This is a genomic window from Bacillus sp. N13C7, assembly GCF_026790065.1.
In the GTDB taxonomy this organism is placed as follows: domain Bacteria; phylum Bacillota; class Bacilli; order Bacillales; family Bacillaceae; genus Bacillus.
Genome location: NZ_JALAMO010000006.1, coordinates 197,052 through 222,191 on the forward strand (window position 1 = coordinate 197,052; position 25,140 = coordinate 222,191).

Annotated in this window: 26 protein-coding genes, 1 pseudogene and 2 riboswitches; of the genes and pseudogenes, 18 read left to right on the forward strand and 9 right to left on the reverse strand. The window is 42.9% G+C overall.

What is annotated here, in order from left to right; translation table 11 throughout:
• Together MOB98_RS07810 and MOB98_RS07815 are read right to left on the reverse strand one after the other, a co-directional pair.
• A complete protein-coding gene (locus MOB98_RS07810; RefSeq protein WP_268362415.1) occupies nt 1-936 on the reverse strand; it encodes a Ku protein in 936 nt (311 codons plus the stop codon).
• Nucleotides 937-972: 36 nt separating this feature from the next.
• Nucleotides 973-3,375: an EAL domain-containing protein gene (locus MOB98_RS07815; RefSeq protein ID WP_268367053.1), complete on the reverse strand. Its 2,403-nt coding sequence runs from the start codon at nt 3,373-3,375 to the stop codon at nt 973-975.
• 172 nt (nt 3,376-3,547) lie between these two features.
• On the opposite strand from MOB98_RS07815, the pseudogene MOB98_RS07820 reads away from it, so the two are divergent.
• From MOB98_RS07820 to MOB98_RS07835, 4 genes and pseudogenes are all read left to right on the forward strand, one after another.
• A pseudogene (locus MOB98_RS07820) lies at nt 3,548-4,211 on the forward strand (DedA family protein).
• 258 nt (nt 4,212-4,469) lie between these two features.
• The gene (locus tag MOB98_RS07825) at nt 4,470-5,264 is read left to right on the forward strand and encodes a TerC family protein (protein ID WP_419900977.1); all 795 of its coding nucleotides are present in this window, start codon (nt 4,470-4,472) and stop codon (nt 5,262-5,264) included.
• A 264-nt stretch (nt 5,265-5,528) separates the two neighbouring features.
• Complete coding sequence (sigI, locus tag MOB98_RS07830; protein WP_268367054.1) at nt 5,529-6,284, forward strand: RNA polymerase sigma factor SigI; 756 nt, start codon at nt 5,529-5,531, stop codon at nt 6,282-6,284.
• The gene (locus tag MOB98_RS07835; protein WP_268358250.1) at nt 6,281-7,462 is read left to right on the forward strand and encodes an anti-sigma factor domain-containing protein; all 1,182 of its coding nucleotides are present in this window, start codon (nt 6,281-6,283) and stop codon (nt 7,460-7,462) included. The genes sigI and MOB98_RS07835 overlap by 4 nt, the downstream gene beginning before the upstream one ends.
• A 10-nt stretch (nt 7,463-7,472) precedes the next feature.
• Here the strand turns inward: MOB98_RS07835 and sspD are convergent, their stop codons facing one another.
• Together sspD and htpK are read right to left on the reverse strand one after the other, a co-directional pair.
• A complete protein-coding gene (sspD, locus tag MOB98_RS07840; protein WP_003218568.1) occupies nt 7,473-7,667 on the reverse strand; it encodes an acid-soluble spore protein SspD in 195 nt (64 codons plus the stop codon).
• Between the two features lie 132 nt (nt 7,668-7,799).
• Nucleotides 7,800-8,501, reverse strand: coding sequence for a transcriptional regulator HtpK (gene htpK, locus MOB98_RS07845; RefSeq protein ID WP_268358249.1), 702 nt, complete (start codon nt 8,499-8,501; stop codon nt 7,800-7,802).
• A gap of 169 nt (nt 8,502-8,670) precedes the next feature.
• On the opposite strand from htpK, the gene htpX reads away from it, so the two are divergent.
• The 4 genes from htpX (at nt 8,671) to MOB98_RS07865 (ending at nt 11,563) form a co-directional block, all read left to right on the forward strand.
• The gene (gene htpX / locus MOB98_RS07850; protein ID WP_268358248.1) at nt 8,671-9,567 is read left to right on the forward strand and encodes a protease HtpX; all 897 of its coding nucleotides are present in this window, start codon (nt 8,671-8,673) and stop codon (nt 9,565-9,567) included.
• A gap of 162 nt (nt 9,568-9,729) precedes the next feature.
• Complete coding sequence (ktrD, locus tag MOB98_RS07855; RefSeq protein ID WP_268367055.1) at nt 9,730-11,079, forward strand: Ktr system potassium transporter KtrD; 1,350 nt, start codon at nt 9,730-9,732, stop codon at nt 11,077-11,079.
• 155 nt (nt 11,080-11,234) lie between these two features.
• Nucleotides 11,235-11,390, forward strand: coding sequence for a hypothetical protein (locus tag MOB98_RS07860; protein ID WP_003232510.1), 156 nt, complete (start codon nt 11,235-11,237; stop codon nt 11,388-11,390).
• 2 nt (nt 11,391-11,392) lie between these two features.
• Complete coding sequence (locus MOB98_RS07865; RefSeq protein ID WP_268358247.1) at nt 11,393-11,563, forward strand: hypothetical protein; 171 nt, start codon at nt 11,393-11,395, stop codon at nt 11,561-11,563.
• 41 nt (nt 11,564-11,604) lie between these two features.
• Here MOB98_RS07865 and MOB98_RS07870 read toward each other — a convergent pair whose 3' ends face one another.
• On the reverse strand, nt 11,605-12,627 hold the full coding sequence (locus MOB98_RS07870) for an acyltransferase family protein (protein WP_268358246.1): 1,023 nt from the start codon (nt 12,625-12,627) through the stop codon (nt 11,605-11,607).
• Between the two features lie 252 nt (nt 12,628-12,879).
• On the opposite strand from MOB98_RS07870, the gene kinE reads away from it, so the two are divergent.
• From kinE to MOB98_RS07885, 3 genes are all read left to right on the forward strand, one after another.
• Nucleotides 12,880-15,096, forward strand: coding sequence for a sporulation two-component system sensor histidine kinase KinE (gene kinE, locus MOB98_RS07875; protein WP_268358245.1), 2,217 nt, complete (start codon nt 12,880-12,882; stop codon nt 15,094-15,096).
• Nucleotides 15,093-15,590, forward strand: a complete 498-nt coding sequence (locus MOB98_RS07880; RefSeq protein WP_268358244.1) for a methylated-DNA--[protein]-cysteine S-methyltransferase — start codon at nt 15,093-15,095, stop codon at nt 15,588-15,590. The genes kinE and MOB98_RS07880 overlap by 4 nt, the downstream gene beginning before the upstream one ends.
• 89 nt (nt 15,591-15,679) lie before the next feature.
• Entirely contained in the window at nt 15,680-15,805 is a 126-nt protein-coding gene (locus tag MOB98_RS07885) for a hypothetical protein (protein WP_003218585.1), read from the forward strand.
• Nucleotides 15,806-15,838: 33 nt separating this feature from the next.
• Here the strand turns inward: MOB98_RS07885 and mtnA are convergent, their stop codons facing one another.
• The 3 genes from mtnA to MOB98_RS07900 all read right to left on the reverse strand — a co-directional run bounded on the left by mtnA (nt 15,839) and on the right by MOB98_RS07900 (nt 19,224).
• Nucleotides 15,839-16,900: an S-methyl-5-thioribose-1-phosphate isomerase gene (gene mtnA, locus MOB98_RS07890; protein ID WP_268358243.1), complete on the reverse strand. Its 1,062-nt coding sequence runs from the start codon at nt 16,898-16,900 to the stop codon at nt 15,839-15,841.
• 7 nt (nt 16,901-16,907) lie between these two features.
• Nucleotides 16,908-18,101: an S-methyl-5-thioribose kinase gene (mtnK, locus tag MOB98_RS07895; protein WP_268358242.1), complete on the reverse strand. Its 1,194-nt coding sequence runs from the start codon at nt 18,099-18,101 to the stop codon at nt 16,908-16,910.
• Between the two features lie 103 nt (nt 18,102-18,204).
• Nucleotides 18,205-18,361: riboswitch (SAM riboswitch) on the reverse strand.
• A gap of 83 nt (nt 18,362-18,444) precedes the next feature.
• Nucleotides 18,445-19,224, reverse strand: a complete 780-nt coding sequence (locus MOB98_RS07900) for a carbon-nitrogen family hydrolase (protein WP_268358241.1) — start codon at nt 19,222-19,224, stop codon at nt 18,445-18,447.
• A gap of 93 nt (nt 19,225-19,317) precedes the next feature.
• Between MOB98_RS07900 and mtnE the strand changes: the two genes are divergently transcribed.
• The 5 genes from mtnE (at nt 19,318) to mtnD (ending at nt 23,785) form a co-directional block, all read left to right on the forward strand.
• Nucleotides 19,318-20,514 carry a methionine-glutamine aminotransferase gene (gene mtnE / locus MOB98_RS07905; protein ID WP_268358240.1) on the forward strand — a complete coding sequence of 399 codons (1,197 nt, stop codon included), beginning with the start codon at nt 19,318-19,320 and terminating at the stop codon, nt 20,512-20,514.
• Nucleotides 20,515-20,552: 38 nt separating this feature from the next.
• Nucleotides 20,553-20,653: riboswitch (SAM riboswitch) on the forward strand.
• Nucleotides 20,654-20,737: 84 nt separating this feature from the next.
• Nucleotides 20,738-21,943, forward strand: a complete 1,206-nt coding sequence (gene mtnW, locus MOB98_RS07910; protein WP_268358239.1) for a 2,3-diketo-5-methylthiopentyl-1-phosphate enolase — start codon at nt 20,738-20,740, stop codon at nt 21,941-21,943.
• Nucleotides 21,940-22,647, forward strand: coding sequence for a 2-hydroxy-3-keto-5-methylthiopentenyl-1-phosphate phosphatase (gene mtnX, locus MOB98_RS07915; RefSeq protein WP_268358238.1), 708 nt, complete (start codon nt 21,940-21,942; stop codon nt 22,645-22,647). The genes mtnW and mtnX overlap by 4 nt, the downstream gene beginning before the upstream one ends.
• Entirely contained in the window at nt 22,605-23,234 is a 630-nt protein-coding gene (locus tag MOB98_RS07920; protein ID WP_268358237.1) for a methylthioribulose 1-phosphate dehydratase, read from the forward strand. Before mtnX ends, MOB98_RS07920 begins: the two co-directional genes overlap by 43 nt.
• 14 nt (nt 23,235-23,248) lie before the next feature.
• The gene (mtnD, locus tag MOB98_RS07925; protein WP_061187350.1) at nt 23,249-23,785 is read left to right on the forward strand and encodes an acireductone dioxygenase; all 537 of its coding nucleotides are present in this window, start codon (nt 23,249-23,251) and stop codon (nt 23,783-23,785) included.
• Nucleotides 23,786-23,825: 40 nt separating this feature from the next.
• Here mtnD and MOB98_RS07930 read toward each other — a convergent pair whose 3' ends face one another.
• Complete coding sequence (locus MOB98_RS07930; RefSeq protein WP_268358236.1) at nt 23,826-24,146, reverse strand: YkvA family protein; 321 nt, start codon at nt 24,144-24,146, stop codon at nt 23,826-23,828.
• 201 nt (nt 24,147-24,347) lie between these two features.
• Between MOB98_RS07930 and spo0E the strand changes: the two genes are divergently transcribed.
• Together spo0E and MOB98_RS07940 are read left to right on the forward strand one after the other, a co-directional pair.
• Nucleotides 24,348-24,605 carry an aspartyl-phosphate phosphatase Spo0E gene (spo0E, locus tag MOB98_RS07935; RefSeq protein ID WP_268358235.1) on the forward strand — a complete coding sequence of 86 codons (258 nt, stop codon included), beginning with the start codon at nt 24,348-24,350 and terminating at the stop codon, nt 24,603-24,605.
• Between the two features lie 87 nt (nt 24,606-24,692).
• The gene (locus MOB98_RS07940) at nt 24,693-25,124 is read left to right on the forward strand and encodes a hypothetical protein (protein WP_268358234.1); all 432 of its coding nucleotides are present in this window, start codon (nt 24,693-24,695) and stop codon (nt 25,122-25,124) included.
• Nucleotides 25,125-25,140 lie beyond the last annotated feature (16 nt).

Consider the following 25,140-nt stretch of genomic DNA (forward strand, 5'->3'; position numbering starts at 1 on the left):
TTATGATGTGCCGGAGGCTTTTTTTCTTGTCGTTTTTCGTTTTTTATCTCCGGCTCCTTTCGGTTCAGCGGGTTGTGCTGGTGCTGCTGCTGGTGCTTCCCGGTTCGGCCTTCTGGTCCGGTCGATGCTGGCTTGCAGGGCGCTGACCAGGTCAATGACATCTTCACGAGGAGGCGCTTTATCAGGAGTGACCGCTGTTTCTTTGTTCTCAAGCTTGTCGTTGACTCTTTGCAGCAGGGCGTGCCGGTACGTGTCTTCATATTTTTCAGGCTCAAACTCAGTCGTCAGCTCATTTATTAATGTGATAGCAGTTTGCAGTTCCTTATCGTTTACATTCGATTGATCCGGTACACCCGGGACATGAGCAGCGCTTCTGACCTCATCCGGATAATGGATAGACTCCATGACGATACAATTTTCATAAACGCGGAGAATGGCCAGCTGCTGCTTCGACCTGATTGTCATATTGGCGATGCCGATCTTTCCGGTTGAGCGCAGCGCCTCGCGCAGCAGGGTATAGGCTTTCGTGCCGTTATCCCCGGGTCCGACAAAGTAGGAGCGGTTAAAATAAATCGGGTCAATTTCCTGTAGCTGAACAAAATCAACAATCTCAACCGCCTTCTCTTCATGCTCCTGCTTTAAGCTTTTTAAATCTTCGTCTGTCAGCACTACATATTTGCCTTTTACATATTCATATCCTTTTACAATTTCATCAGGACCGAGCGTTTTTTCGCAATTTGTGCAAATTTTTTCGTATTTGATTGGCGCATGATCCTCCTTATGAAGGCTGCGCAGCTTAATGTCTTTATCTTCAGTGGCCGCATATAGCTTGATGGGGATGTTTACTAATCCGAAACTGATCGATCCCTTCCACATTGTATGCATATCGATAAACCCCTTTTTTTCTTTAGTGTGAAGTGGGGAAGGGCGATTCATGTGTAGCAACTTATGGGTAAAAAAACATCCGTCGCCTTATAGCGGCGGCTGTTCGAGAAGTAATTGTTCGAGTTGTTCCGGCGGTATCGGCCTGCTGAACAAGTAGCCCTGTAAATGATCACAGCCTTTTTCATAAAGAAGCTGTTTTTGAGCGGAATTTTCTACACCTTCAGCAATCACCTGCAAAGACAGCTGATGGCCCATCGCGATTATCGCTCCGGTAATTTGCTCTGATTTCGGATGGGTCTGAATATCGTCGATAAACGATTTGTCGATTTTCAGCCTGTGAATCGGAAAGTCCTTCAAATAGCTAAGGGAGCTGTGTCCCGTTCCGAAATCGTCAATGCTGATTCTGATTCCTAATTCCGTTAAAGAAGACAAAACCTTCTTGGAGTGATCGAGATTGTCCATTGTCATGCTTTCTGTCACTTCAACTTCCAGAAGTTGCGGAGGAAGCTGATATTTCATTAGCGTATCCTTGATCAGGGGAATCAGATCTTCAGATTGAAACTGTCTTGCAGAAATATTAATGGCGACAGAGAGGTCAAATCCTTTGTCATACCAAGCCCTTGCCTGCTTGCATGCTTCATCAATTATCCACTTTCCGATATCAATAATGAGACCCGTCTCTTCGGCAACACCGATAAATTCTCCGGGCGGACGAAGCCGCCCATCGGGTGTAACAAGGCGTATCAGCGCTTCTGCACCTGTCATTTTTTGATTTTTTGCACTGAATTGCGGCTGATAATGCAAGACAAATCTATTGTTTTCTATGGCCTCTCTGAGTACCATCTCTTGGTTAAGCTTGACGGTTTCCTTGTTGCCGATTGAAAAAGAATAGTATCTGTATTTGCTTTTGTTTCGTTCTTTAGCGGCATACATTGCCATATCAGCCTTTTTCATCAATTCAAGACCGTCCGTCCCGTCTTTTGGCGATATCGCAATTCCGATACTGACAGATGTAACAAGCGTGTGATCCTGAATCTTAAATGGTTTTTTGAATTTTTGGATAATTTTTCTTGCTAAAACATCTGCTTCGCCTGTTCCGGTATTGGCATCCTTCAATATAATAATAAATTCATCTCCGCCAAGACGGGCGATAAATCCATTATCAGGCACAACTGATGACAGACGTTTAGCCGCCAGCTGAAGCAGCTGATCGCCAACATTATGCCCTAATGCATCGTTAATCACTTTAAAACGGTTTAAGTCCAGAAAGAATACAACGGTGCTATTGTTTAAGGTATGCTCACGATTCATTACCTCTGTTAAGTGCGAAATGGCATGCCGTCTGTTGGGTAAATCTGTGAGTGAGTCATAATGAGCCATTCTATGGATTTCTTTTTCTGCCCTGTACTGCTTTGTCACGTCTTTGCAAATGACATAAATGCTGTCAAGCTCTTGATTGACTTCAACAGGTATAAGCGTAATATTTAAGTGAAACTGCCCTTTTTCTGTGATAAGATCGCTGTCACTGTTAATGGCTTGTTTTTCTGTTTTGACTTGCTCAAAGAGGCGCTTAATCTTCTGCGATGTATAATTTCTCAAATCGTGCATGCTAAAGCCAAATGTTCTGATCATATCCTCACCAGCATGATTGGAAGATATAATGTTTCCTTCTAACGACAAAATAAAAATTGCGTCAATATTGTGGACGATTAAAGACTGAAATCTCTGTTCGTTATCTTTTATGCGTTCGCTTTGTTTAACGAACTTTCGATCGGCATGGGAACTGAATAATAACAGTGTCTGAATACTGAAAATGATTAACGCAACAAAAATAGACCAATGAAACGTATGGACCTCCATATGGCTTCGGGGCGGTGCCATGTCCATGTGGAAAGTTGCCGCAAGCATTCCCGTATAGTGCATGCCAGAAATACCTGCTCCCATCACGAGCGAGCTGATGACTTTATAGAACATAAGATGGTCAGAATGTTTTTTCATGGCCAAGTCAAAGAATATTTTTAACGAGACGAAAGATGCTGCAATCGCAATGATAATGGAAACTGTAAAAAGAATCGGTTCGTATATAATCATTACCCGGGAAATGGCAGCCATTCCGATATAGTGCATAGATGCAATAGATACGCCAAGCACAACTGATCCAGTAAGCAGTCTGTAATATGTAAGAATGTGCCGGCTGACAAAATATAATGAGACAAATGATCCGGAAACAGATGCGCCTATGGATGCTATTAAAGGAAAGAATTCATATTGCAGCGGCATCTCCGTATGGACGGCCATCATCCCGACAAAATGCATTGACCAAATTCCGAATCCCATAATAAGTGAGCCGCTGATCAGCCAAACTTTGCTTTTTAAGCCTGTATTGATGGTGACTTTCCTTGAGACTTCAAGGGAAGTGTACGATGCGGCACAGGCAATAAGAATAGATAAACATATAAGCGTCGTATTATACGTTGCGTGTATTTCCAAATGGAGATTCCCCCTGTGTAAGTCTTGTTGGCTCTCTATATTATCGGCTGCTTAACCGCAGAGTTTCAGCCTGTAAGTCCATAGAAATACATGTGAGATCTATTTTTAGTTCGGCTGACCGTGAAAAATGTGTTAAAATCATGTTGATGTTTTCCGAAAAACAAAATGCGTTATACATAAATATCGAAAAAAGGGAAGTGATGGCTATCGAAGAGCTGGTTATGTCATGGATAGAAGCATTTAAAAGTTTATCTTATTTTGGAATATTTCTAGCGCTCTGTATTGAGTTTATCCCTGCTGAGATCGTCCTGCCGCTTGCAGGTTATTGGGTATCTAGAGGAGATATGACGCTTTTCGGCGCTGTTTTGGCGGGATCGCTTGGGGGTGTTGCCGGCCCGCTCACGCTGTATTGGATAGGACGATACGGAGGGAGGCCGTTTCTTGAGCGTTTCGGGAAGTACCTCTTTATTAAGCCTGAAGCTCTCGATAAGTCGGATGAATTTTTTAAAAAGCACGGGGGATTTGTAGCCTTCAGCGGCCGTTTCTTGCCAGGCATACGTACATTAATCTCCATTCCATGCGGAATTGCAAAAATGAACGTTTGGGTGTTTTCGCTCTATACGTTCATCGCCATGGTGCCGATAACATTTGTATATGTCTATCTCGGTGTGAAGCTCGGTGAAAACTGGAAGGAGGTCGGCGCTATTCTCGATCAATATATGCTTCCGATCGGGATAGCAATTTTAGCTCTTTTCGCGCTCTATTTGCTGATAAAAAAGAGGAAAAAACGAACGCAGTCTGAACATTTATCTGTATTTTTGAAAAATAAACGTTGACAAATAATCGAGCTCCGCATATCATTGACGTATAATATTATATTTCTTGAAATCCCAAAGGGGAGTAGCGTCCGGAATGTTTTCCGGAAACAAAGTCGTCATTTCATGGATTGCCATATCCATCGGCTTTGTTGGCATGCTTTATTCATGTCTAGCAAGACCTTTGCCTTATGTCGGCAAAGGTCTTTTTTGCATGGTCCGGCCGGCATAAGATCGGATGAAGAGAAAGAATACAACTTTTTGGGGAGGGTATCTTTTATGGATGCAGCACTATTATTAGAGTATGGTTGGGTTCTTCTCGTCTTGATCGGGCTGGAAGGTATTTTAGCCGCTGATAACGCGTTAGTTATGGCGGTAATGGTAAAACATTTGCCGGAGGAAAAAAGGAAAAAAGCGTTATTTTATGGATTGGCAGGGGCTTTTGTTCTGCGGTTTGGCTCTTTATTCGCCATTTCATTTTTGGTCAACGTATGGCAGGTTCAAGCAATTGGCGCGCTCTATTTGCTGTATATCTCAGCAAGCCATTTATTAAAAAGATATGTATTTAAGAAGGAAGACACGCATAAAGAGACGAAGCAAAGCGGTTTTTGGCCGACTGTTTTAAAAGTTGAACTGGCAGATATCGCGTTTGCGGTTGATTCCATCTTAGCGGCAGTAGCTCTCGCGGTGACACTTCCTGCAACATCGCTTCCGAAGATCGGCGGACTTGACGGAGGACAATTTATCGTCATTTTGGCCGGAGGTATCATCGGCCTGGTGATCATGCGATTTGCAGCTTCAATGTTTGTTAAATTATTAAAGGAACGTCCAAGCCTAGAAACAGCAGCCTTTGTCATTGTCGGCTGGGTCGGAGTGAAGCTTGCTTTATATACACTTGCCCATCACGATATAGCGGTTGTTTCTGAGCACTTTATCCATTCTGGAACATGGAAGCTGATATTCTGGGGTGTCTTAGCGGCAATCGCGGTTTGCGGCTGGTTTATGTCAGGTGCAAAAAAACAGCCGGAGAGCGCACAAAACGAACAAAAGAACAGCAGCCGGGAAAGGGCGTAATCTGAAAGACTCTGCTTGTAAAGCAGAGTCTTTTCGTGTTTAAAGCGTTTTCAATGGCGAAATAAAATAACATTTTTATAACAGCTTTGTTACAAAAAACACGTATAAAACCCCCTTAATTCTCGATAAAGGCACGAAATCATGTATAGTACGTCAGAATGGTTTGTCATAATTGAGACATTGGAAATCAATATTTCTTTTTCGCCTTTGCGATTCCCTATCAAATTAGCTATCATTAATGAGTAGTTATAGGGAGGAACTGAGGTGAAACCAGTGCTTAGCCTTTTGTTTAAATTGGGAAAAAAGAAGCAAACGCTTGAAAAAGCTGTTGAAAGTATACAAAAAGGCAATAAAGATCTGCAAAACGAATTAATACAGCAATATAAGCCATTTATCGCAAAGACGGTTTCATCCGTTTGTAAACGATATATAGATGAAAAAGACGATGAGTTCAGCATCGGGCTGATCGCATTTAATGAAGCAATTGAAAAATACTCACCCGAAAAAGGCAATTCATTGCTCGCATTTGCCGAGCTTATTATAAAAAGAAAAGTCATTGATTACATCAGAAAAGAAGCTAGAAGCGCACAAAACATAAATATCGATTTACAGGAAGGAGACGATCAGGAGTCATCACAAAGCCTGATTGAAGCCGAGCTTTCCATTGATGAATACCGCCGTCAAATTGAACAAGAGCAAAGGCGGGAGGAAATCCTCTATTTTCAAAAACAGCTTAAAGATTATGGTTTATCGTTTCAAGAGCTGCTTGAAAACTCTCCAAAGCATGCGGATGCAAGACAAAACGCCATAAAGGTGGCGATGACCCTTGTGGAACATGAAGAATTGGCCGCTATCCTGTATACAAAAAAACAGCTTCCGGTGAAACAGCTTGAACAGCTTGTATCTGTAAGCCGGAAAACAATTGAGAGAAACAGAAAATATATTATTGCGATGTGTATTATCATTACGGGTGATTATATTTATTTAAAAGATTATCTTAAAGGGGTGCTGCACTCATGAGAAGAGGGATCATAGTAGAGAAAAATAAAAAATTCGTCACGTTGCTGACCCCTGACGGACAATTTTTAAAAGCCAAAAATGATCGCCGCAGCTATGAAATCGGAGAAGAAATCATGATTCCGAGTGAAACACGCATGGGCAGAAGGGCCAGCTTTTTTGATTTTTTTAAACTGCGCCCTTTCAAAATGGGGATTTTTACGATGACTGCTATTATGCTCTTTATTTTTATAGTTCTCCCCATTTTTTCTAATAATAAAGCCTATGCGTATATGACAATTGATATCAATCCAAGCGTTGAAATGGCATTAAACAGCGATTACGAAGTGATTGAACTGACTCCTTTAAACGATGAAGGAAAAAAGGTCGTAAATGATATAGATGACTGGGAGAAGACTGATTTTAAAAAGGTGATTGATGATATTATAACTGACTGCAGTGAGCACGGATATGTGAAGGAATCGAAAGAAATATTGATTTCCACTGTTTATGAAAATTCGGACGACAATACATATAAAACTGCTGTGAAAAAGCAGCTCAATGATGTGACGGAAAAATATAAATCGACATACCGCATGGAATCTCTCGAGTCAGATATGCAAACGAGAGAAAAAGCACAGAAGGAAGGCGTTTCAACAGGCAGCTACATTAAATCAAATAAAAAGAAAAATAAAGATTCAAAAGAAGACTCCAGCAAACCATCCGGAGAAGAGGATCAAAAGAATGCCGGAAATGAGGATGAAAACACTGACCAAACAGACGGCCAGGACAATAAGCAAGGAGATAAGGAACAGCTGGATGACCCGGATTCCGGAGAACAGACAGAAGATGCAACGGATACACAAACTGATGATCGTGAAGATAAAAATGTAAAGGAATCAGATGAAAACACGAATGCTGAAAAAGATGGGGATCATGAGCAAACCCCAACACTAGATCCTCAAGATAAAGGAAATGAAGACAGCAGCGGTGAAAAGGGCCAAAGCGAATATCACAGAAACTGGAATAACGGTGAAAGAGGCCAAGGCCAGTATCATAGGAACTGGAATAACGGTGAACAAGGTAAGAACCGTTCTTCGTCAAGCGGGGATAACGATTCTGACCGCCGTAATCCAAACGGCTACAGCAGTAATAATCATTCAGCTCAAACTGAAGATTCGCCGAGTGACCCCGGCGAATAAAGACCTGAATTTATTTAGTTGTGCCATTTAATTGTGATTGTGCTTGCTGTACCAGCCGCTTTGTCATTTCCCCGCCTACAGAGCCGTTAGCGCGTGCGACTGTATCAGAACCAAGGTTTACACCGAATTCTTGAGCCACTTCGAGTTTAAATTGGTCAAGTGCCTGCTCCACCCCTGGAACAACGAGTTTATTTCTGCTCGCCATCTTTTTCATCTCCTTTTTCTATAAAGAAATTCTTAACGCGTATTTAGTTTGAAATGTACGGGGTTTATTTATGCTGGCAATTGTTGTGGAAGATAAGAAAACCCCCGGTTTTGAGCCGGGGGGAGACGCAGACTATAGAATATCTGCTGTCATTTTATAGGCGGTCGCCTGAATATGAAAGGTCAAAATGGAGAGGACTGTAATGACGATAATCTGTCTGATTTTAAGCCATTGGCTGTCATTCAGTTCTTCAAAACGGCGGCGAAGTCGATCTGTCTCCTGTTCGACGATCTCCTGCAGATTTGATTCTTTCATAGAAGGCGTATCTTGGTGATAAATGGCATCAAGCACATATGCACAGCTTTCATAATAAGCAATCGGGCTGATAACATCATCTGATCTGTCTGAGATGGTGTTAAAGGCCACTTTTAAAATTGCGCGTATATGTTCAAAGTCATAAATGGATTTTAAATCACGTACAATTAAAAGAATGACTGCCTGTTCAACTGAATACTTCTTGCCCAGTTCTGGGTGTCCAATCAGATCTTTAATATCACGCTTTACCCAGTTTTGGATCGCGGTCGACTTTAACGAAGTCAGCTCGCATAAGTTGCCAAGTTCTACGATCTCGTTTGTTGAGAGACCGTATTCTTTTTTCTGTTTTTTTCGTTCGTATCTTAAAAGAAATTCAGGAATTTCAAGGTGATTGGCTGCTTTTTCTGCTGACATGTTCGCTGATTGGACGAGAATGTCAAGCGGGCTTGTTTCTCCCAGTCCTTTTAGAGAATAGAGCAGCCGTACCATATCGATTCGAGTGAGTTTAAAAGTGTTCATTGTTCACCTCTTCAATACAATTTGACGCAGATATAAGGCTATGTATGAATTCAAAATTAAAGCGTCAGCAATACAATAACATCATACGTCTAATTACTTGCATTTTCAAACTGATGTTTTATAATTTAAATATACAGGTTCTTTTGAACTTAAAATAACGGAGGTTATTATGGCGAAAAGAATTTTTCTGTTTCTTTTAACGAATATTTTGGTGCTAACAACAATCGGGATCGTATTGTCGGTTTTAAGCTCTGTTACTGGCGTCGGAACGTACTTTACAGCTGATGGCGGTATCAACCCAGTTGCGCTCCTTGTATTCAGCTTAGTTGTTGGTTTCGTCGGCTCGTTTACGTCTCTTGCGATGTCCAGATGGATGGCAAAAACGATGATGGGCGTAAGAGTGCTGAATCCGAACAAGCACACGCTCAGTTACGAGGAACAGCAATTGGTTGATCGTGTTCACCGATTAAGCCGCTCTGCCGGGTTAACGAAAATGCCGGAGGTCGGAATTTACCGTTCACCTGAAGTGAACGCGTTTGCGACTGGACCGTCAAAACGGCGTTCCCTTGTGGCAGTTTCGTCGGGACTGCTGGAGCAAATGGATGACGCCGCGGTTGAAGGTGTGCTTGCCCACGAGGTCGCCCATATCGCTAATGGTGATATGGTGACAATGACGCTATTGCAAGGTATCGTTAATACCTTTGTCGTCTTTTTATCCCGTATTGCAGCGTGGATTGCGAGCCGTTTTGTCAAGGAAGATCTTGCGCCGATCGTTCATTTTATCGCAATGATTGTGTTTGATATCGTCTTCTCAATTCTTGGCAGCCTGGTTGTGTTTGCGTACTCACGCCATCGTGAATTTCATGCTGACAGGGGCGGAGCGGATCTAGCCGGCAAGGATAAGATGATTCATGCGCTCCGTACGCTTAAGAGCTATTCTTCCCGCATTATGGAAGACGATCAGACAGCTGTTCAAACATTAAAGATTAACGGCAGGAAGCGATCTTCGCTTTTCTCTACTCACCCTGATTTAGATGAGCGAATCAGACGGTTAGAAGCTAAATAACAACATTCCTCTGAGACCATCCTCAGAGGTTTTTTTATTCCTTTGACTAAAACAATAAAAAATGAAGCAAGTTAAGAAAATGTTTCGTAAAAGCCTTTAAAAATGGGCCTAATATCTTTAGAATAATTACCGTACTTAAAAAGAGAGGCAGAAGGATTTTACATGAAATTTAAGCTTGGAAAATTGATACAGGCATTATCTCCAGCCCAGCTGATTGCATTATATTATTTTCTTGCAGTTACTGTGGCGGTTATATTGCTGAGTCTGCCGGCGGCGCATAAACCGGGGGCGGACTGGACGTTTATTGATGCGCTGTTTACGGCTGTCAGCTCAGTCAGCGTAACGGGGCTGACAGTAGTGGATACAGCTGATACATTCAGCACAATAGGCATTTTTATATTGGCATTTGTTCTGCAATTTGGCGGAATCGGGATTATGACGCTCGGAACGTTCATTTGGCTGATCATGGGAAAACGAATCGGGCTGAAAGAACGGAAACTGATTATGGTTGACCAAAACCAATCCCAGTTTTCAGGGATTGTCAATCTCATGAAGCAGGTTCTTTTTCTGATCTTGTGGATTGAATTTTTTGGCGGGCTCATACTCGGCACTTATTTCTTAACCTACTATGATTCCTATCAGGAGGCTTATTTACACGGATTTTTTGCCAGTATCAGCGCAACCACAAATGGCGGATTTGATATTACCGGTAATTCGATGATCCCTTTCCGCCACGATTATTTTGTGCAATTTATTACTATGCTTTTAATTGTATTTGGCGCAATTGGATTTCCCGTTCTTGTGGAAGTAAAGGATTTCTTGTTTTCAAAGCATCGAAGATACCCGTTTACACTCTTTACGAAAATCACAACGATTACGTTTGGCTCACTTGTCGTGTTTGGGGCTATCGGCATTTATATCCTGGAAGCAAACCACGCGTTTGCCGGAAAATCATGGCATGACATTTTGTTTCTGTCCCTTTTTCAATCAACGGCAACCCGAAGCGGGGGGCTGGCTACTATTGATATCAGCCAATTGTCCGATGCTACAATCTTTTTTATTTGCGCGCTGATGTTTATCGGAGCGTCGCCAAGCTCAGTGGGAGGAGGGATACGGACAACGACTTTCGCCCTGAACCTTCTTGCGCTGTTTCATTTTGCCCGCGGCAATAAAGCGGTAAAGGTATTCAAGCGGGAGCTTCATCCTGCTGATCTCATGAAGTCGCTCGTTGTCACAATGATGGCCATCCTGCTCGTTTTTGGCGCGACACTTATCCTGACCATTACAGAAAAGCATTCTCTGCCGGAGCTCTTGTTTGAAGTGTGTTCGGCATTCGGTACAACCGGCCTGTCACTTGGAATTACTGCTGATTTGAGTGACGTTGGAAAATGCGTTATTATGATTGTCATGTTTATCGGGCGAATCGGTATTCTGACCTTCTTGTATCTGATTGGAAGAAAAGAGATCGAAGCGAATTATCATTATCCGAAGGAAAGAGTGATTATCGGATAAAACGGCACCGCATGTTTTGCGGTGTTTTTTTGATTGCCAAAAAAAAGATGTGTGATGCTGTTTCAGTTGGAGAACCTAACATCAACAGGTGCAGTTAACGATTTTGCACCTTTTAATGAAGTAAAATGTCTGAAAAACGGGCGAGGGGGATTCGTATGAAGCGCAAAGCTGAAGTGAATGAAGCCATAAAAAATAACAATACACCTACCGAGAGCATGGACCCAAATTCATATAAGACACAGTACCATGACGATCCGAATTTTAGGGGTGCAAACCGCAATTCCAAACAGGGTCAGCAAGGAGGCATGTGATTTTGAAGAAAAACCGTCACAGCAGAGATATGCAAAATCATAAAAAGCCGATGAATAAGAAGGTGCTTGAAGAAGAATTCTCAAGTGAATTAGGGGATTACAATGCCGGGAAGATCATCGAAACACTGGAAATCACAAAGCCTAAAAAGAAAAAAGAGAAAAAGCAAAAATAAAAAAGACCTCTTAGGCGGTGTCCCGCTTAAGAGGTGCTTTTCTATTTTAAATAAGCATTTTTGCTGCTTCCCCTGACGAATTGCATAAAGCTGGTCATTCTCAGCTCAATGAAGGGCTGAGCAACTGTCTTCACAAAATTGCTGGAGAGAATAGACGTAAGGGCAGCGGTTAAAAGCAATAGAATGACGAGGTTCTGATAGTCAGTGAGCTGATCCTCAAGGCCAATCTGCCGCAGCGTTTTTATGATAAACCCATGGAGCAGATAGACGTAAAATGTCCGCGTGCCCCATTTAGTGAAGAAATAGCGTTTTTGCGGAACAAGTGCTAAAAAGCTGAAAGTGGCCGCAAAGGCGAGTACATACCAGCCGATTCTGATCAGGCCGCTTGCCACGGTCACGTCTCCGAATGAAGAATATGGTTTAGAACCGAACAAAAATGAATAGTCAAAATCGATGCCCCAGCAGATGACAAATACGGCGGCAAGCACTCCGGGGGCAATTTGTTTGCCTCGTTTCGATCTCAATAAATCAAAATGATGTTTATTCAAATAAAATCCGACAAGGAACATCGGCAAGAATACAAACGTTCGCGATAAACTCAGAGTGCTGCTGACAAAGTCAAGATAACCGATCAGCACGGCAATTCCGCAGCTGACAAACAGCGCCCATAGCTTAGGCAGCTTTGAAAAAGGATATAGCAGCAGGTTCCAAAAAAATAAACTGACGAGAAACCATAACGACCATTGCGGATCAATCGGATTCACATTTGCCATGCTTTCGTCTTGCATAATGTAATAAAAGACGGAATAGATGATTTGGAAAATCAAATACGGAATAATCAGCTTGACCGCCAGCTTTTTTACATACCCCGGGCGTTTAAAGCCTTTCGAGAAATAACCGGATACGAGAATAAAGGCAGGCATGTGGAATGTGTAAATGAACTTGTAGAGGTAGAGCATAAAGTTGTTATCATTAATAAAAGAACGAAGAATATGACCGAATACAACAAGGAATATCAATAAGAATTTTGCATTATCAAAATAACTGTCCCGCGATTTACTCATAGCATCACCTTCTCTTTAATCAGTCACTAAAAGATTATTCCCTGCTGGTACATATTTTAAAATAAAAGATGAAAAAGGAATCTAAAAAATCACTGATTGTTAGGACGATGTAAAGTGGCGGTAAGGATCGTAGAAATTGTCTTCATAATGTAATCACGCTGACATTTTCTGAAATTTATAGGGCAAATGAAGGAAGTTCCCGCATTTTGTAGAAATATTGAGGGATAGGTTTTGAAGAAGGAGTGTACACGCATGGAAACTCTTGATGTCCAGACAAACTCAGAGCTGCGGGAAGAATTGAAGCGTCTTAAAGAAGAAAATGCCCGGCTGAAAAAGGAATTGAATCAGCATCAAGTGATTGTTAACAATACGCTCGATGCTATTTTTATATGTGATAATGAAATGCGGATCGTTCAGGCGAATGAAGCGACAGAGAGGATGCTTCAAGTTGATTCGGAAGATTTGAAAAAGCGTTCCGTTTTGGATTTTTTGTTTTCTATCCCAAAGGATGAGTTGAATTTAGCCGTAAAGAAGTTTTTTAAGAAAGGGTTCTTATGGAAGGAGGTTCCAATCAGGCTTGATAGCGGAGCAACAAAATACATAGAGTTTCTGGCCAAACGAGGGATTGGCGAGGATTACTTTTTTGTTGTCATGAGAGACATATCTTCCAAGAAGATTCTAGAACGGGAATTTTCTATGAATGAACAGCTTTTTAAGGACTTGTTTGACAGAGCTGTTGATGGTATCGTCCTGTTTGATAAAGATGGCGGTTTTATTGATGCTAATTTGTCTTTTTGTAAAAGTTTTGAAATCAATCAAAATGAGCTGTCTCATTTGTCATTGTATGAATTCATAGACAGCGGCTCACGCAAAGATTTCGATAATGTCTGGAGGACGCTCAACCGCAAAGGAAAAGCGAAAGGAGAGCTGCCCGTCAAGCTTCGTTCAGGAGTCCAAAAGCTATTTGAATTCACGATTACATCAAACATCATCAGCGGTTTTTACATGTCCATTATGAGGGATATCACAGAGAAGAGGTCTATGGAACTGCAGCTCTTTAAAAGTGAGGAGCGCTTCAGAGAAATATTTGAAAATGCGATGGACGCCATTATCATTTGGTCGAATGATGGAAGAATCGTGAAGGCCAATCAGTCAGCCTGTAAAATCTTTGAGCTGCCGATGAATTTGCTGTTAAAAAGAAGACTGTGTGATTTTCTCGTTGACTCACAGCAGAAATACAGCATAACGAAAAGGAAATACGCAAAATACGGAGAGATCAGGGAAGAGCTGCTGTTTCAAATGGGGAACGGGCAGTTCAAGGAACTCGAATTTACTTCAAAGCGGACAATCCTTGAAAACCAGCACTTGACGATTTTAAGAAATGTCAGCGACAGAAAGCGGATGGAAAAGGAGCTTCGGGAAAGCGAGCTGAAATTCAGAAAGGTGTTCAATGGCTCAATGGACGGCAATGTATTGTTCGACAATCAATACCGAATCATCGACGCCAACCCGTTAGCAAGCAATATATTAGGCCTATCACACGAAGAGATTAAAAAGCACAGCCTGCTGGATATTATCTCATCATATGAAATAGAAAACCTTGCATCACCGGCGAGACAGATTAATTTTGATGAAATGGACAATGAAATTCCGTTCTTGCTGAGCAGCAATGACAACAGAAAACTGGAATTCTCATTTAAACGAAATATCATACAAAATATGAACCTGGCTATCTTTAAAGACGTAACCGAGCGAAAAGAACTGGAAGAGCGCCTGCGCAAGTCGGATACCCTTCATGTTGTCGGCGAACTCGCTGCCGGCATCGCTCATGAAATCAGAAATCCGATGACTGCTCTTAAAGGCTTCATTCAGCTCCTGAAAGGAAGTGTGGAGGGAGACTACGCCCTTTACTTCAACGTGATCACCTCAGAACTTAAGCGCATCGAATCCATCATCACCGAATTCTTGATTTTAGCCAAGCCCCAGGCCATTATGTATGAAGAAAAACATGTGACCCAAATCATGAGAGACACCATAGACCTTCTAAACGCGCAAGCCAATTTAAGCAACGTACAAATTTATCTTGATTTAATGGACGACATTCCCCCGATCTATTGTGAACCGAATCAGCTGAAACAGGTATTTATCAATATATTAAAAAATGCCATCGAAGTGATGCCTGACGGCGGAAACATTTTTGTGACGATAAGGACACTGGATCAAGATCATGTTCTCATTTCCTTAAAAGACGAGGGAATCGGAATGACAGAAGATAAATTAAAGCGCCTTGGTGAACCGTTTTATACGACAAAGGAACGGGGCACTGGACTTGGGCTTATGGTAAGCTATAAAATTATTGAAGAACATCAAGGCGAAATCATGGTCGAAAGTGAAGAAGGGAAGGGCACCGTTTTCCACCTTACGCTTCCCGTCAGACAGAATGCTGAAGAAAGAAGGATTGATGAATGAACTACTATACGACAGCGGAAACGCCGGTCGGGAAACTCATTATTGCTGAAGAAGGCGGCAAAATCACCCGTCTATTTCTCAGTCATGAAGATTGGATAGACTGGAAAGAAGCTGTTCAGAACACAGAGCACAAAGAAACGCCTTGTTTGGCAGAAGCGAAAAAACAGCTTCATGAATATTTTGCCGGCGAAAGGAAGACATTCTCACTGCCGCTGAGTCAAAAGGGCACTCCTTTTCAGCAAAAAGTGTGGGAGGCGCTGGCGATGATACCATACGGAGAATCCCGTAGCTATGGTGACATTGCCGCTGCGGTCGGCAGCCCGAAAGCGGTGCGCGCAGTCGGACAGGCTAACAAAAGGAATAACCTGCCGATTTTTGTCCCATGCCACAGAGTGATTGGCAAAAACAGCGCGTTAACAGGATACGCCGGGAGCAAAACTGATATCAAAGCATTTTTGCTGAACATCGAGCAAATTTCCTACAAAGAAAAATAAAACATATGGCACGTTCCCTTTTTTCACGGCCGACATATCATTTTATTAAGTGAAAAAAGTTGGTCTGATGAAAAAGGAGGACAAAGCAATTGAAGCCGAGCCGCTCTGAAAAAATTGCTGTTTTTGCCAAACTGTTTGTGAAACTGCATATCTTATCAAGCGCTCAAAAAGATGAAATCATCAATATTAATAAAAACAAACAAAAAAACCGCTGACTCGGCCCAAAATGAGCAAAGTCCAGCGGTTTTTTAGTGAACCTTTTCGCCTTTGAACAGCTGTTCAATTTCTTCTTCATAGGAACCGGTCATAATCCCTTTTTCTGTGATAATTCCTGAAATGAGATGATGCGGTGTAATGTCAAAAGCGGGATTAAAGACAGGCACATCGGCTGGAGCGGTGCGGACTCCGGAAATCTGCCTTACTTCCTCGGGATCCCGTTCCTCTATCGGGATATCATCGCCGCTTTTCACTTTCGTATCAAATGTAGATAATGGTGCGGCGACAAAAAACGGAATATCAAAGGCGTTTGCTAAAATCGCGAGACCGTATGTTCCGATTTTATTTGCCGTATCACCGTTCTTTGCAATTCGATCGGCTCCAACGATGACAGCGGAAATTTGTTTTTCCTTCATCGTATGGGCGGCCATGCTGTCTGTGATCAGAGTGACATCAATGCCTCCCTGCATCAGCTCCCACGCAGTAAGGCGTGAACCTTGAAGGACAGGCCTTGTTTCACAAGCATAAATATGCAGTCCCAAATCCTTTTGTTTGGCCAAGTAAAATGGAGCGAGTGCCGTACCGTAGCGGCTTGTCGCGATAGAGCCGGCATTGCAGATCGTCATAATCCGGTCGCCTTTTTTGAAAAGCTGCAGGGCATTTTGGCCGATCATCCGGCACGTTTCCTCATCCTCGACCTGTATCTGAATCGCTTCATGGACAAGATTTGTTTTTGCTTCATTTACGGAAATGGCGTTTTTGATCGAGTGACTCAATCTCTCAAGCGCCCATGATAAATTAATGGCCGTAGGCCGTGAGCTGTTTAAATACTGTTTGATGTCATCCAGTTTCTCGCGGAATTCCGTGACATCATCTGTTTCGATTTCTTTTGCAGCGAGCGCAAGCCCGAAGGCAGCCGTAATGCCGATGGCCGGAGCGCCTCTTACTTTTAGCGTGACAATGGCGTCATATACATCCTCTTTCGTCGTAAGCTCTAAATATTCCGTCACATCGGGAAGCTTTTGCTGATTTAAAATGGTAATCGCTGTTTCTTTCCATTCAACAGAACGCGGAACAGCAAATGAATGGGTCATGAATGGATCATTCCTTTACAAGTAACTTAAATAATTCAATAACTTCCGTTATCGTTTTGAATTCCGAACGTTTTTCGATAAAAGCTGTGCCTGTGTCCAGCGCCAGCCGTTTTCTGCTGATTCGTTTATCAAACGGCACGATCGCATCCAGATCAGCCACATGTGCCAGACCGATCGTGCGGCGTATCAGTTCGCAGCCGGCAAACCCGATCGCTTCTTCGAAAATATGAGTGAGCGTATCCGCAAGGTACCCGTCGATTTTGGCGTAAACATCCAGGCTGTCCTTCTCCCAGGCTTCACTGAACGTCTCTTTAAACGTTTCCCAAACCCGGCTGACATGTTCATATAACGGCTCTCTGTCATCGCCGTCACGGCCGAGAGCGTTCAAAAATAAGTTGGCGATAAATTGGCCTACATCGAAGCCGATCGGTCCGTAAAAAGCAAATTCAGGATCAATCACCTTTGTTTCATGTTCGCTGGCGAAAATGCTTCCTGTATGCAAATCACCATGAATCAGCGTTTCTGCAGACGTTAAAAATGACTTTTTCAGCTTTGCGGCTTCGATTTTGAGGGTGTCATTATTCCAAAGCTTTTCGACAAAGGGACGAAGCTCTTCTTCAAAATCATTTGTGTCATGGTCAAAGAAAGGGTCTGTAAAGACGAGCCTTTCCGTTATGTCGCACAGCTCCGGATTTGTAAACTGTTTAACAAGCTGTTTTTTCACCTTGGGTTCAAGCGCGTAGTCTGATGAATAGAAAAGTGTTTTTCCTAAAAATTCACCGATGTGCTGTGAAAGGTGCGGATAGGTTTCACCCTCAATAAGTCCTTTTCTTGCGATTTTCAGGTGAGAAAGATCCTCCATGACGGTAACCGCCATTTCCGTATCAGAATAAAACACTCTTGGAACCAGATGAGGGACATGCTCGCCCTGGCGGATGAGAGCGCTGCTTTCGATTCTTGCACGATCGATTGTCAGCGGCCAGCTTTCTCCGACCACTTTTGCATAAGGAACCGCCTGTTTAATGATCAGCGCTCTGTCATGTTCTTGGTCATGAATATGAAACACGTAATTTAGGTTGCCGTCGCCGATCTCCCGGCAGGTCAGCGTGCTCTTGCTTTGGAATAAGCCAAGCTTCACCGCCAGTGCCACAGCGGAGCTTTCATTTAACGTTTCGTATAAAGGTGTTTTCGTGACTGCCATCGTCATAACCTCCAATTATGTAATCTGTAAATATGTTTGCAGCTGAATGGCCGTAAAAAAGCCTCCTTCTCAGAGAGAAGGAGGCTAACATCTATGTCCGCCTCTCTTATCTCTCAGATCAGATCTGAATGGAATTAGCACCGTGCCTTAAGAGACCAGCGTCTCGGCGCGAAAAAGATGCGCCCCATTTCACAATGGAATTACGGTCGGTTGCTGTTGGGGTCAAAAGGCCAAATCCCTCGCCCAACTCTCGATAAGAGAATATATTCACTTGTTAAACAATTCTAATTTATCAGTTGATGAACATACTAACAGGTGTTTTAATAAGTTGTCAATATATTTTTTAATATAAATCTTTTCTGATATCATCAAAAACAGGGATGCTTTCCCGCACCTCGGCGCTTTCCTGAAGGTCAATTTCCGCTCTGACAATGCCTTCTTCCCGGCCGCCTTCAGCTAGTACACGCCCCCATGGATCAATAATCAGGCTGTGTCCGGCGAATTCATTATCCGGATTTGAACCGGTGCAATTGCAGGCTGCGATAAAGCATTGATTTTCAATGGCCCGCGCAATAAGCAGGCTTTTCCAATGATCAAGGCGGGGAAGAGGCCATTCCGCGGAAATAAACAGCACGTTGGCGCCCTTTGTCGTATGTTTTCTGATCCACTCTGGAAAACGGATATCGTAACAGATCAGTCCTGAGCTTTTGACGCCATCAAGCTCAAAATATCCGTCTTCGGAGCCGGCTGATAAATACACATGCTCATCCATCAGCTGAAAGAGATGGGCTTTTCTGTATTCTTTAATGATTTGTCCTTCCTTATCCGCAATGTACATTGTATTATAAACATCAGAACCCTTCCTGACAGCGACCGATCCTGCAACAATATGAACGCGATGTTTTTTTGCCGTTTTCTTCAGCCAGCTCTTAGCAGAACGCCCATCTTCATCAGCAAGCTCATCAAGGTTAGACAGGTCATATCCGGTCGTCCATAATTCAGGCAGAACAAGAACATCAGCATGTTTGCTTTCCTTTTCGATGAAAGATTCAGCCTTTTTTATATTTTCCGAAGGTTTACCATATGAAATATCAAACTGAAGACAAGATATCGTCCATTTCATCTTTTAACACCCCAAATTTTTCTTTACTTTTTTCATTTAACCATATATGATGATGGACTATCATTTCAAGATTTTTTTAGAAGGTGAGAATAGATGAAATTTGAACAGTCTCAGATATTGAAGGAATTGCCTAAACAATTCTTCGCTTCTCTGGTGCAGAAAGTGAACCGAAAGCTCGCAGAAGGACACGACGTCATCAATCTCGGACAGGGAAATCCGGATCAGCCGACTCCGGGACATATCGTCGAGGAAATGAAACGAGCCGTTGCTGATCCTGAAAATCATAAATATTCGTCTTTTCGCGGCTCATACAGACTGAAGTCAGCAGCGGCAGCATTTTATAAAAGAGAATACGGCATTGATCTTGACCCTGAAACTGAAGTCGCTGTTTTATTCGGCGGTAAAGCCGGTCTTGTCGAGCTCCCGCAATGCTTATTGAATCCCGGTGATACGATTTTAGTGCCGGATCCCGGCTATCCTGATTACTGGTCAGGTGTCACACTCGCGAAAGCGAAGATGGAGAGGATGCCGCTCGTAGAGGACAGGGCGTTTCTTCCTGATTACAGCAGCATCGGCGCTGAAGTGAGGGATCAGGCGAAACTGATGTATTTAAATTATCCGAATAATCCGACTGGAGCAGTTGCTACTTCTGATTTTTTTGAAGAAACCGTGCGTTTTGCGAAAGAAAACAGGATCTGTGTCGTTCACGATTTTGCTTATGGCGCTGTAGGATTTGACGGCTGCAAGCCTTTAAGTTTTTTGCAGGCTGAAGGTGCGAAGGATATCGGAATTGAAATATATACGCTGTCAAAAACATATAATATGGCAGGGTGGCGGGTCGGCTTTGCTGTCGGAAACGCTACTGTCATTGAAGCGATCAATCTTTATCAAGACCATATGTTTGTCAGTCTTTTCAGAGCGACTCAGGAGGCTGCAGCGGCGGCACTGTTAGCTGATCAAACGTGTGTGGCGGAGCAAAATGCCCGTTATGAGAGCAGGCGAAACGCTTGGATTGCAGCATGCCGGGAAATCGGCTGGGATGTAACAGCTCCGGCGGGTTCATTTTTTGCATGGCTGCCTGTGCCTGAAGGCTATACTTCTGAGCAGTTCTCAGATCTTTTGCTGGAAAAAGCGAATGTAGCGGTTGCCGCTGGAAACGGCTTCGGTGAATATGGCGAGGGCTACGTCAGAGTCGGACTGCTGACAAGTGAAGAAAGACTCAAGGAAGCGGCTTATCGAATTGGGAAACTGAACCTGTTTACCCAAAAAAGCATTGACAAGATCTTATAACGGTGGGATAATTCAAAATAATTTATAAAATCTATATTTTCTTATCAAGAGCAGGCAGAGGGACGAGCCCGATGAAGCCCGGCAACCGACTTATAAAGCACGGTGCTAATTCTTGCAGCTAGCGGCTGAGAGATAAGATTCGGACGTGAAACGAAACCTCTTTAGACGCGATTGCAGTTTGAAGAGGTTTTTTTATATGGACGAAAATGAAAGGAGCTCTGGCATGAGTGAGTTATTAGCAACATATCTCCTGACAGAACCGGGAGCCGATACAGAGAAAAAAGCAGAACAGATCGCAACAGGATTGACAGTAGGCTCCTGGACTGATCTGCCTCTGGTAAAACAGGAGCAATTGCAAAAGCACAAGGGGCGGGTAATAAAGGTTGAGGAGAGAGAGGGAACAAATCAAGCAGTGATCACAATTGCCTATCCTGAAATCAATTTCTCTCAGGATATCCCGGCTTTGCTGACAACAGTGTTTGGCAAGCTGTCGCTGGACGGAAAAATTAAATTAATCGATCTTCACTTCTCTGAAGCGTTTAAACGCACGTTGCCAGGGCCGAAGTTTGGCATATACGGCATTCGGAAGCTGCTTGGGGAGTTTGAGAGGCCGCTGTTAATGAGCATTTTTAAAGGGGTTATCGGAAGAGACCTGAGTGATATTAAAGAACAGCTCAGACAGCAGGCCCTTGGCGGAGTTGACTTGATTAAGGATGATGAAATTTTCTTTGAGACAGGTCTGGCGCCTTTTGAAACAAGAATTACAGAGGGAAAGCAAATATTGAGAGAAACGTATGAGCAAACCGGACATAAAACGCTGTATGCTGTGAATTTGACTGGACGTACGGCTGATCTGAAAGATAAAGCGAGACGCGCCGCCGAATTGGGAGCGGATGCGCTTTTGTTTAATGTCTTCTCTTACGGCTTGGACGTCATGCAGAGCCTTGCGGAAGATCCTCAGATCTCAATCCCGATTATGGCGCACCCAGCGGTCAGCGGGGCATTTACATCCTCGCCGTTTTACGGCTTTTCTCACGCTCTATTGCTAGGAAAATTAAACCGGTATTGCGGTGCTGACTTCAGTCTCTTTCCGTCTCCGTACGGTTCGGTTGCGCTTCCAAAAGAGGATGCGCTGGCGATTCATGAAGAATGTGTAAGAGAGGATGCTTTTAACCAAACATTTGCTGTTCCGTCCGCAGGCATTCATCCCGGTATGGTTCCGCTTCTCATGCGGGACTTCGGCATAGATCATATTATTAACGCCGGGGGAGGCATACACGGTCATCCGAACGGCGCCCAAGGCGGAGGCAAAGCGTTCAGAGCCATTATTGATGCAGTCTTAGAAGCCCAGCCGATTGATGAAAAAGCCGAACATTGCAAGGATCTGAAGCTTGCGCTAGAGAAATGGGGAAAGGTTGAAGCGGTATGATGACTCGAAAGCCTTTAATTATTTGCGATTTTGACGGAACCATTACGATGAATGACAACATTATAAGCATCATGAAAACATTCGCTCCGCCGGAGTGGACGGCATTAAAAGACGGCGTGCTGTCCAAAACGCTGTCCATTAAGGAAGGTGTCGGACAGATGTTCGGCCTTTTGCCAAGCCGTTTAAAAGACGAGATTACAAGATTTGTATTGCAAGATGCAAAAATCAGGGAAGGCTTTCGGGAATTCGTAGCGTTTGTCAAGGAGAATGAGATTCCGTTTTATGTCGTAAGCGGAGGCATGGACTTTTTTGTATATCCATTGCTTGAAGGCATTGTGGAGAAAGACCGCATTTATTGCAACCATGCTTCCTTTGACAAAGACTATATTCATATTGACTGGCCTCATTCATGCAAGGGGACGTGCAGCAATCAATGCGGGTGCTGCAAGCCGTCGGTGATACAAGAGCTTTCTGAACCGAACCAATATATCATCATGATCGGTGATTCGGTTACGGATGTAGAGGCGGCAAAGCTGTCGGATCTTTGTTTTGCAAGGGATTATTTATTAAACGAATGCCGGGAGCATCACCTGAATCATCTCCCGTATCAGGATTTTAATGAGATTAGAAAAGATATTGAGAACGTAACGGAGGTACAGAAATGGCTGCAAAACAAAAGCGCTGGCAAGAGCTCGCTGAAGTAAAACGGGAATTGGCTGAACGAGATTGGTTTCCGGCGACTAGCGGCAATCTGTCTATTAAGGTTTCTGATGAGCCTTTAACATTTCTCGTAACCGCAAGCGGAAAAGATAAACGAAAAGAAACGGATGAAGATTTTCTGCTGGTGGATCAAAATGGAGAGCCTGCCGAAAACGGACATTCTTTGAAACCGTCAGCGGAAACGCTCTTACATACACACTTGTACAATAAAACAAATGCCGGATGCTGCCTGCACGTCCACACGGTAAACAATAATGTGATATCAGAGTTATATGGAGACCAAAAGAAAATCACCTTCAGAGGCCAGGAGATTATAAAAGCGCTCGGCCTGTGGGAAGAGAATGCAGAAGTGACCATTCCGATACTTGAAAATCCGGCTCATATTCCGACGCTCGCGGCACTGTTTGCCGAAGAGGTTTCAGAAGATTCAGGAGCTGTTCTGATCCGAAATCACGGTATTACCGCTTGGGGGAGAACGGCATTTGAAGCAAAAAGAGTGCTTGAAGCATATGAATTTTTGTTCAGCTACCATTTGAAATTGAAAACACTCCAGCATCAGCTGGTTAAATAAAAGGAGGAACTGAAATGGCAACTATTCGAATTCATGATGAGGCGAATACAACGATTGAAAATCAAGAGGAAGTAGCAAGCTTTCTAGATAGTCAAGAGGTTATTTATGAGCAGTGGGATATTGCGAAGCTTCCGGAACAGCTCTCTGAGAAATATGATCTGACCGAAGAAGAAAAACAGCAAATTCTTGATACCTTTGAAACTGAAATTAAAGATATCTCAGCCCGCCGCGGCTATAAAGCACAGGATGTTATTTCATTGTCAGACAGCAATCCAAAACTTGATGAACTGCTTGAGAACTTTAAAAGAGAGCATCACCATACAGACGATGAGGTCCGTTTTATCGTAAGCGGACACGGCATTTTTGTCATTCAAGGCAAAGACGGCACGTTTTTTGATGTCCGTTTAAACCCCGGAGATTTAATCTCAGTGCCTGAGAATATCCGCCATTATTTCACACTTCAGGAGGACCGCAAAGTGGTTGCGGTGAGGATCTTTGTCACAACTGAAGGCTGGGTTCCGATTTATGAAAAAGACAGCGTGAATCAATAAGCAGGAAAAGCCCCGTTTATCAAAACGGGGCTTTTTATATTTATTGCAAACGCCACTTTTCATATTGTGACATTTCTTTTTTAATTAGCGTCCAAATTAAACCTAAAACAGCTGCATCGTCAATGATCCCAAGACCGAGGATAACGTCTGGAATGATATCGAGCGGCATGACGATATACAAGATGGCAGCAATCAGAAGCAAAAGCGTTTTAACCTGTGAACGAGGGTAGTTGCCGTTTCTCCAATCGCGAAGCATTTGAAAAAAAACGCTGATGTGCTGCATGCATTTTTTTCGGTTTTTCCTTTTTAAAATTGCTTTTCCGCCTGCCGCTCCGAGCATTATTGCTTTCTTTTTCTTCATAAAGCATACCTCCTGCCTGGCGGGTGTTTAAGATATTCATCACCTGGGTATTATTCTTCTAATCCTATCAATATATCTATTATACCTGAAAAATTAACTTATTTAATGAAAATATGTTTACAAATAAAGTATAATCTGTAATAATGCACAATAACCCAATCAAACTTGTTTCCTATTTCTTAGCGGCGAGGGGTGAAGTGAATGGGCGGTTCTTCAGAACAAGAAAGATTGTTGGTGTCTATTGATGAAAAAAGAAAGTTAATGATAGATGCCGCTAGAAAGCAGGGATTTACAGGGCATGACACGATCAAACACAGTCAGGAGCTGGATTGTTTAATAAATGAATATCACCAGCTCATGCAAGAAAACGAACATTCTCAAGGTATTCAAGGCCTTGTTAAGAAATTAGGCTTGTGGCCCCGCAGAGATGTTATGCCTGCATATGATGCAAATAAATAGCGGCGTTATCAGATGCATATATAAAGAGAGAGAGCTTTTCAGGAGCGCTCTTTTTTTCTGGAAAAATTCATATGAAAGAGGGAACTGATGAAAGAACTGGCGATTATCATTACTGAAATGGTTAATCAATTTCACGATGCTTTTATTTCATTATGCGGCATGTTTGGCATTCATTTAACCGACAAAGAAATGCATTTTTGGGTGATCGGCATGTTTGGCATTTTCTTTTTCGGCGTCACTCACGCTGTGTTTACATGGCTTTCTAAGTGGAGCATGACAGCCCTATCCTTTATCTATACCGTTACAGTCATTATCGTCATCGTATTTGCGATTGAAATTCAGCAAAAAGTGACGGGGAGAGGGAATATGGAGTTTTTAGATGCTACTGAAGGCTTAAAGGGTTTTTTGGTATTCTTTATGTTGTTTTTGCTTTTGAAAATGTTGTTGCGCTTGATCAAAATGCTCTTTTCTGGCAGAACAGCAAACAAATCGAACGGCAATGCCCGGTCACGACGGTAAAAAACCCTCCTGACAC

Coding starts and splice junctions, on each gene's coding strand:
- MOB98_RS07880 (WP_268358244.1), top strand. CDS start 15,093: ATGAACTACTATACGACAGCGGAAACGCCGGTCGGGAAACTCATTATT.
- MOB98_RS07900 (WP_268358241.1), bottom strand. CDS start 19,224: ATGAAATGGACGATATCTTGTCTTCAGTTTGATATTTCATATGGTAAA.
- spo0E (WP_268358235.1), top strand. CDS start 24,348: ATGGGCGGTTCTTCAGAACAAGAAAGATTGTTGGTGTCTATTGATGAA.
- htpX (WP_268358248.1), top strand. CDS start 8,671: ATGGCGAAAAGAATTTTTCTGTTTCTTTTAACGAATATTTTGGTGCTA.
- mtnW (WP_268358239.1), top strand. CDS start 20,738: ATGAGTGAGTTATTAGCAACATATCTCCTGACAGAACCGGGAGCCGAT.
- MOB98_RS07835 (WP_268358250.1), top strand. CDS start 6,281: ATGAGAAGAGGGATCATAGTAGAGAAAAATAAAAAATTCGTCACGTTG.
- MOB98_RS07930 (WP_268358236.1), bottom strand. CDS start 24,146: ATGAAGAAAAAGAAAGCAATAATGCTCGGAGCGGCAGGCGGAAAAGCA.
- MOB98_RS07825 (WP_419900977.1), top strand. CDS start 4,470: ATGGATGCAGCACTATTATTAGAGTATGGTTGGGTTCTTCTCGTCTTG.
- mtnA (WP_268358243.1), bottom strand. CDS start 16,900: ATGACCCATTCATTTGCTGTTCCGCGTTCTGTTGAATGGAAAGAAACA.
- mtnD (WP_061187350.1), top strand. CDS start 23,249: ATGGCAACTATTCGAATTCATGATGAGGCGAATACAACGATTGAAAAT.
- MOB98_RS07920 (WP_268358237.1), top strand. CDS start 22,605: ATGGCTGCAAAACAAAAGCGCTGGCAAGAGCTCGCTGAAGTAAAACGG.
- MOB98_RS07810 (WP_268362415.1), bottom strand. CDS start 936: ATGAATCGCCCTTCCCCACTTCACACTAAAGAAAAAAAGGGGTTTATC.
- kinE (WP_268358245.1), top strand. CDS start 12,880: ATGGAAACTCTTGATGTCCAGACAAACTCAGAGCTGCGGGAAGAATTG.
- mtnK (WP_268358242.1), bottom strand. CDS start 18,101: ATGGCAGTCACGAAAACACCTTTATACGAAACGTTAAATGAAAGCTCC.
- ktrD (WP_268367055.1), top strand. CDS start 9,730: ATGAAATTTAAGCTTGGAAAATTGATACAGGCATTATCTCCAGCCCAG.
- mtnE (WP_268358240.1), top strand. CDS start 19,318: ATGAAATTTGAACAGTCTCAGATATTGAAGGAATTGCCTAAACAATTC.
- htpK (WP_268358249.1), bottom strand. CDS start 8,501: ATGAACACTTTTAAACTCACTCGAATCGATATGGTACGGCTGCTCTAT.
- mtnX (WP_268358238.1), top strand. CDS start 21,940: ATGATGACTCGAAAGCCTTTAATTATTTGCGATTTTGACGGAACCATT.
- MOB98_RS07870 (WP_268358246.1), bottom strand. CDS start 12,627: ATGAGTAAATCGCGGGACAGTTATTTTGATAATGCAAAATTCTTATTG.
- sspD (WP_003218568.1), bottom strand. CDS start 7,667: ATGGCGAGCAGAAATAAACTCGTTGTTCCAGGGGTGGAGCAGGCACTT.
- MOB98_RS07860 (WP_003232510.1), top strand. CDS start 11,235: ATGAAGCGCAAAGCTGAAGTGAATGAAGCCATAAAAAATAACAATACA.
- MOB98_RS07940 (WP_268358234.1), top strand. CDS start 24,693: ATGAAAGAACTGGCGATTATCATTACTGAAATGGTTAATCAATTTCAC.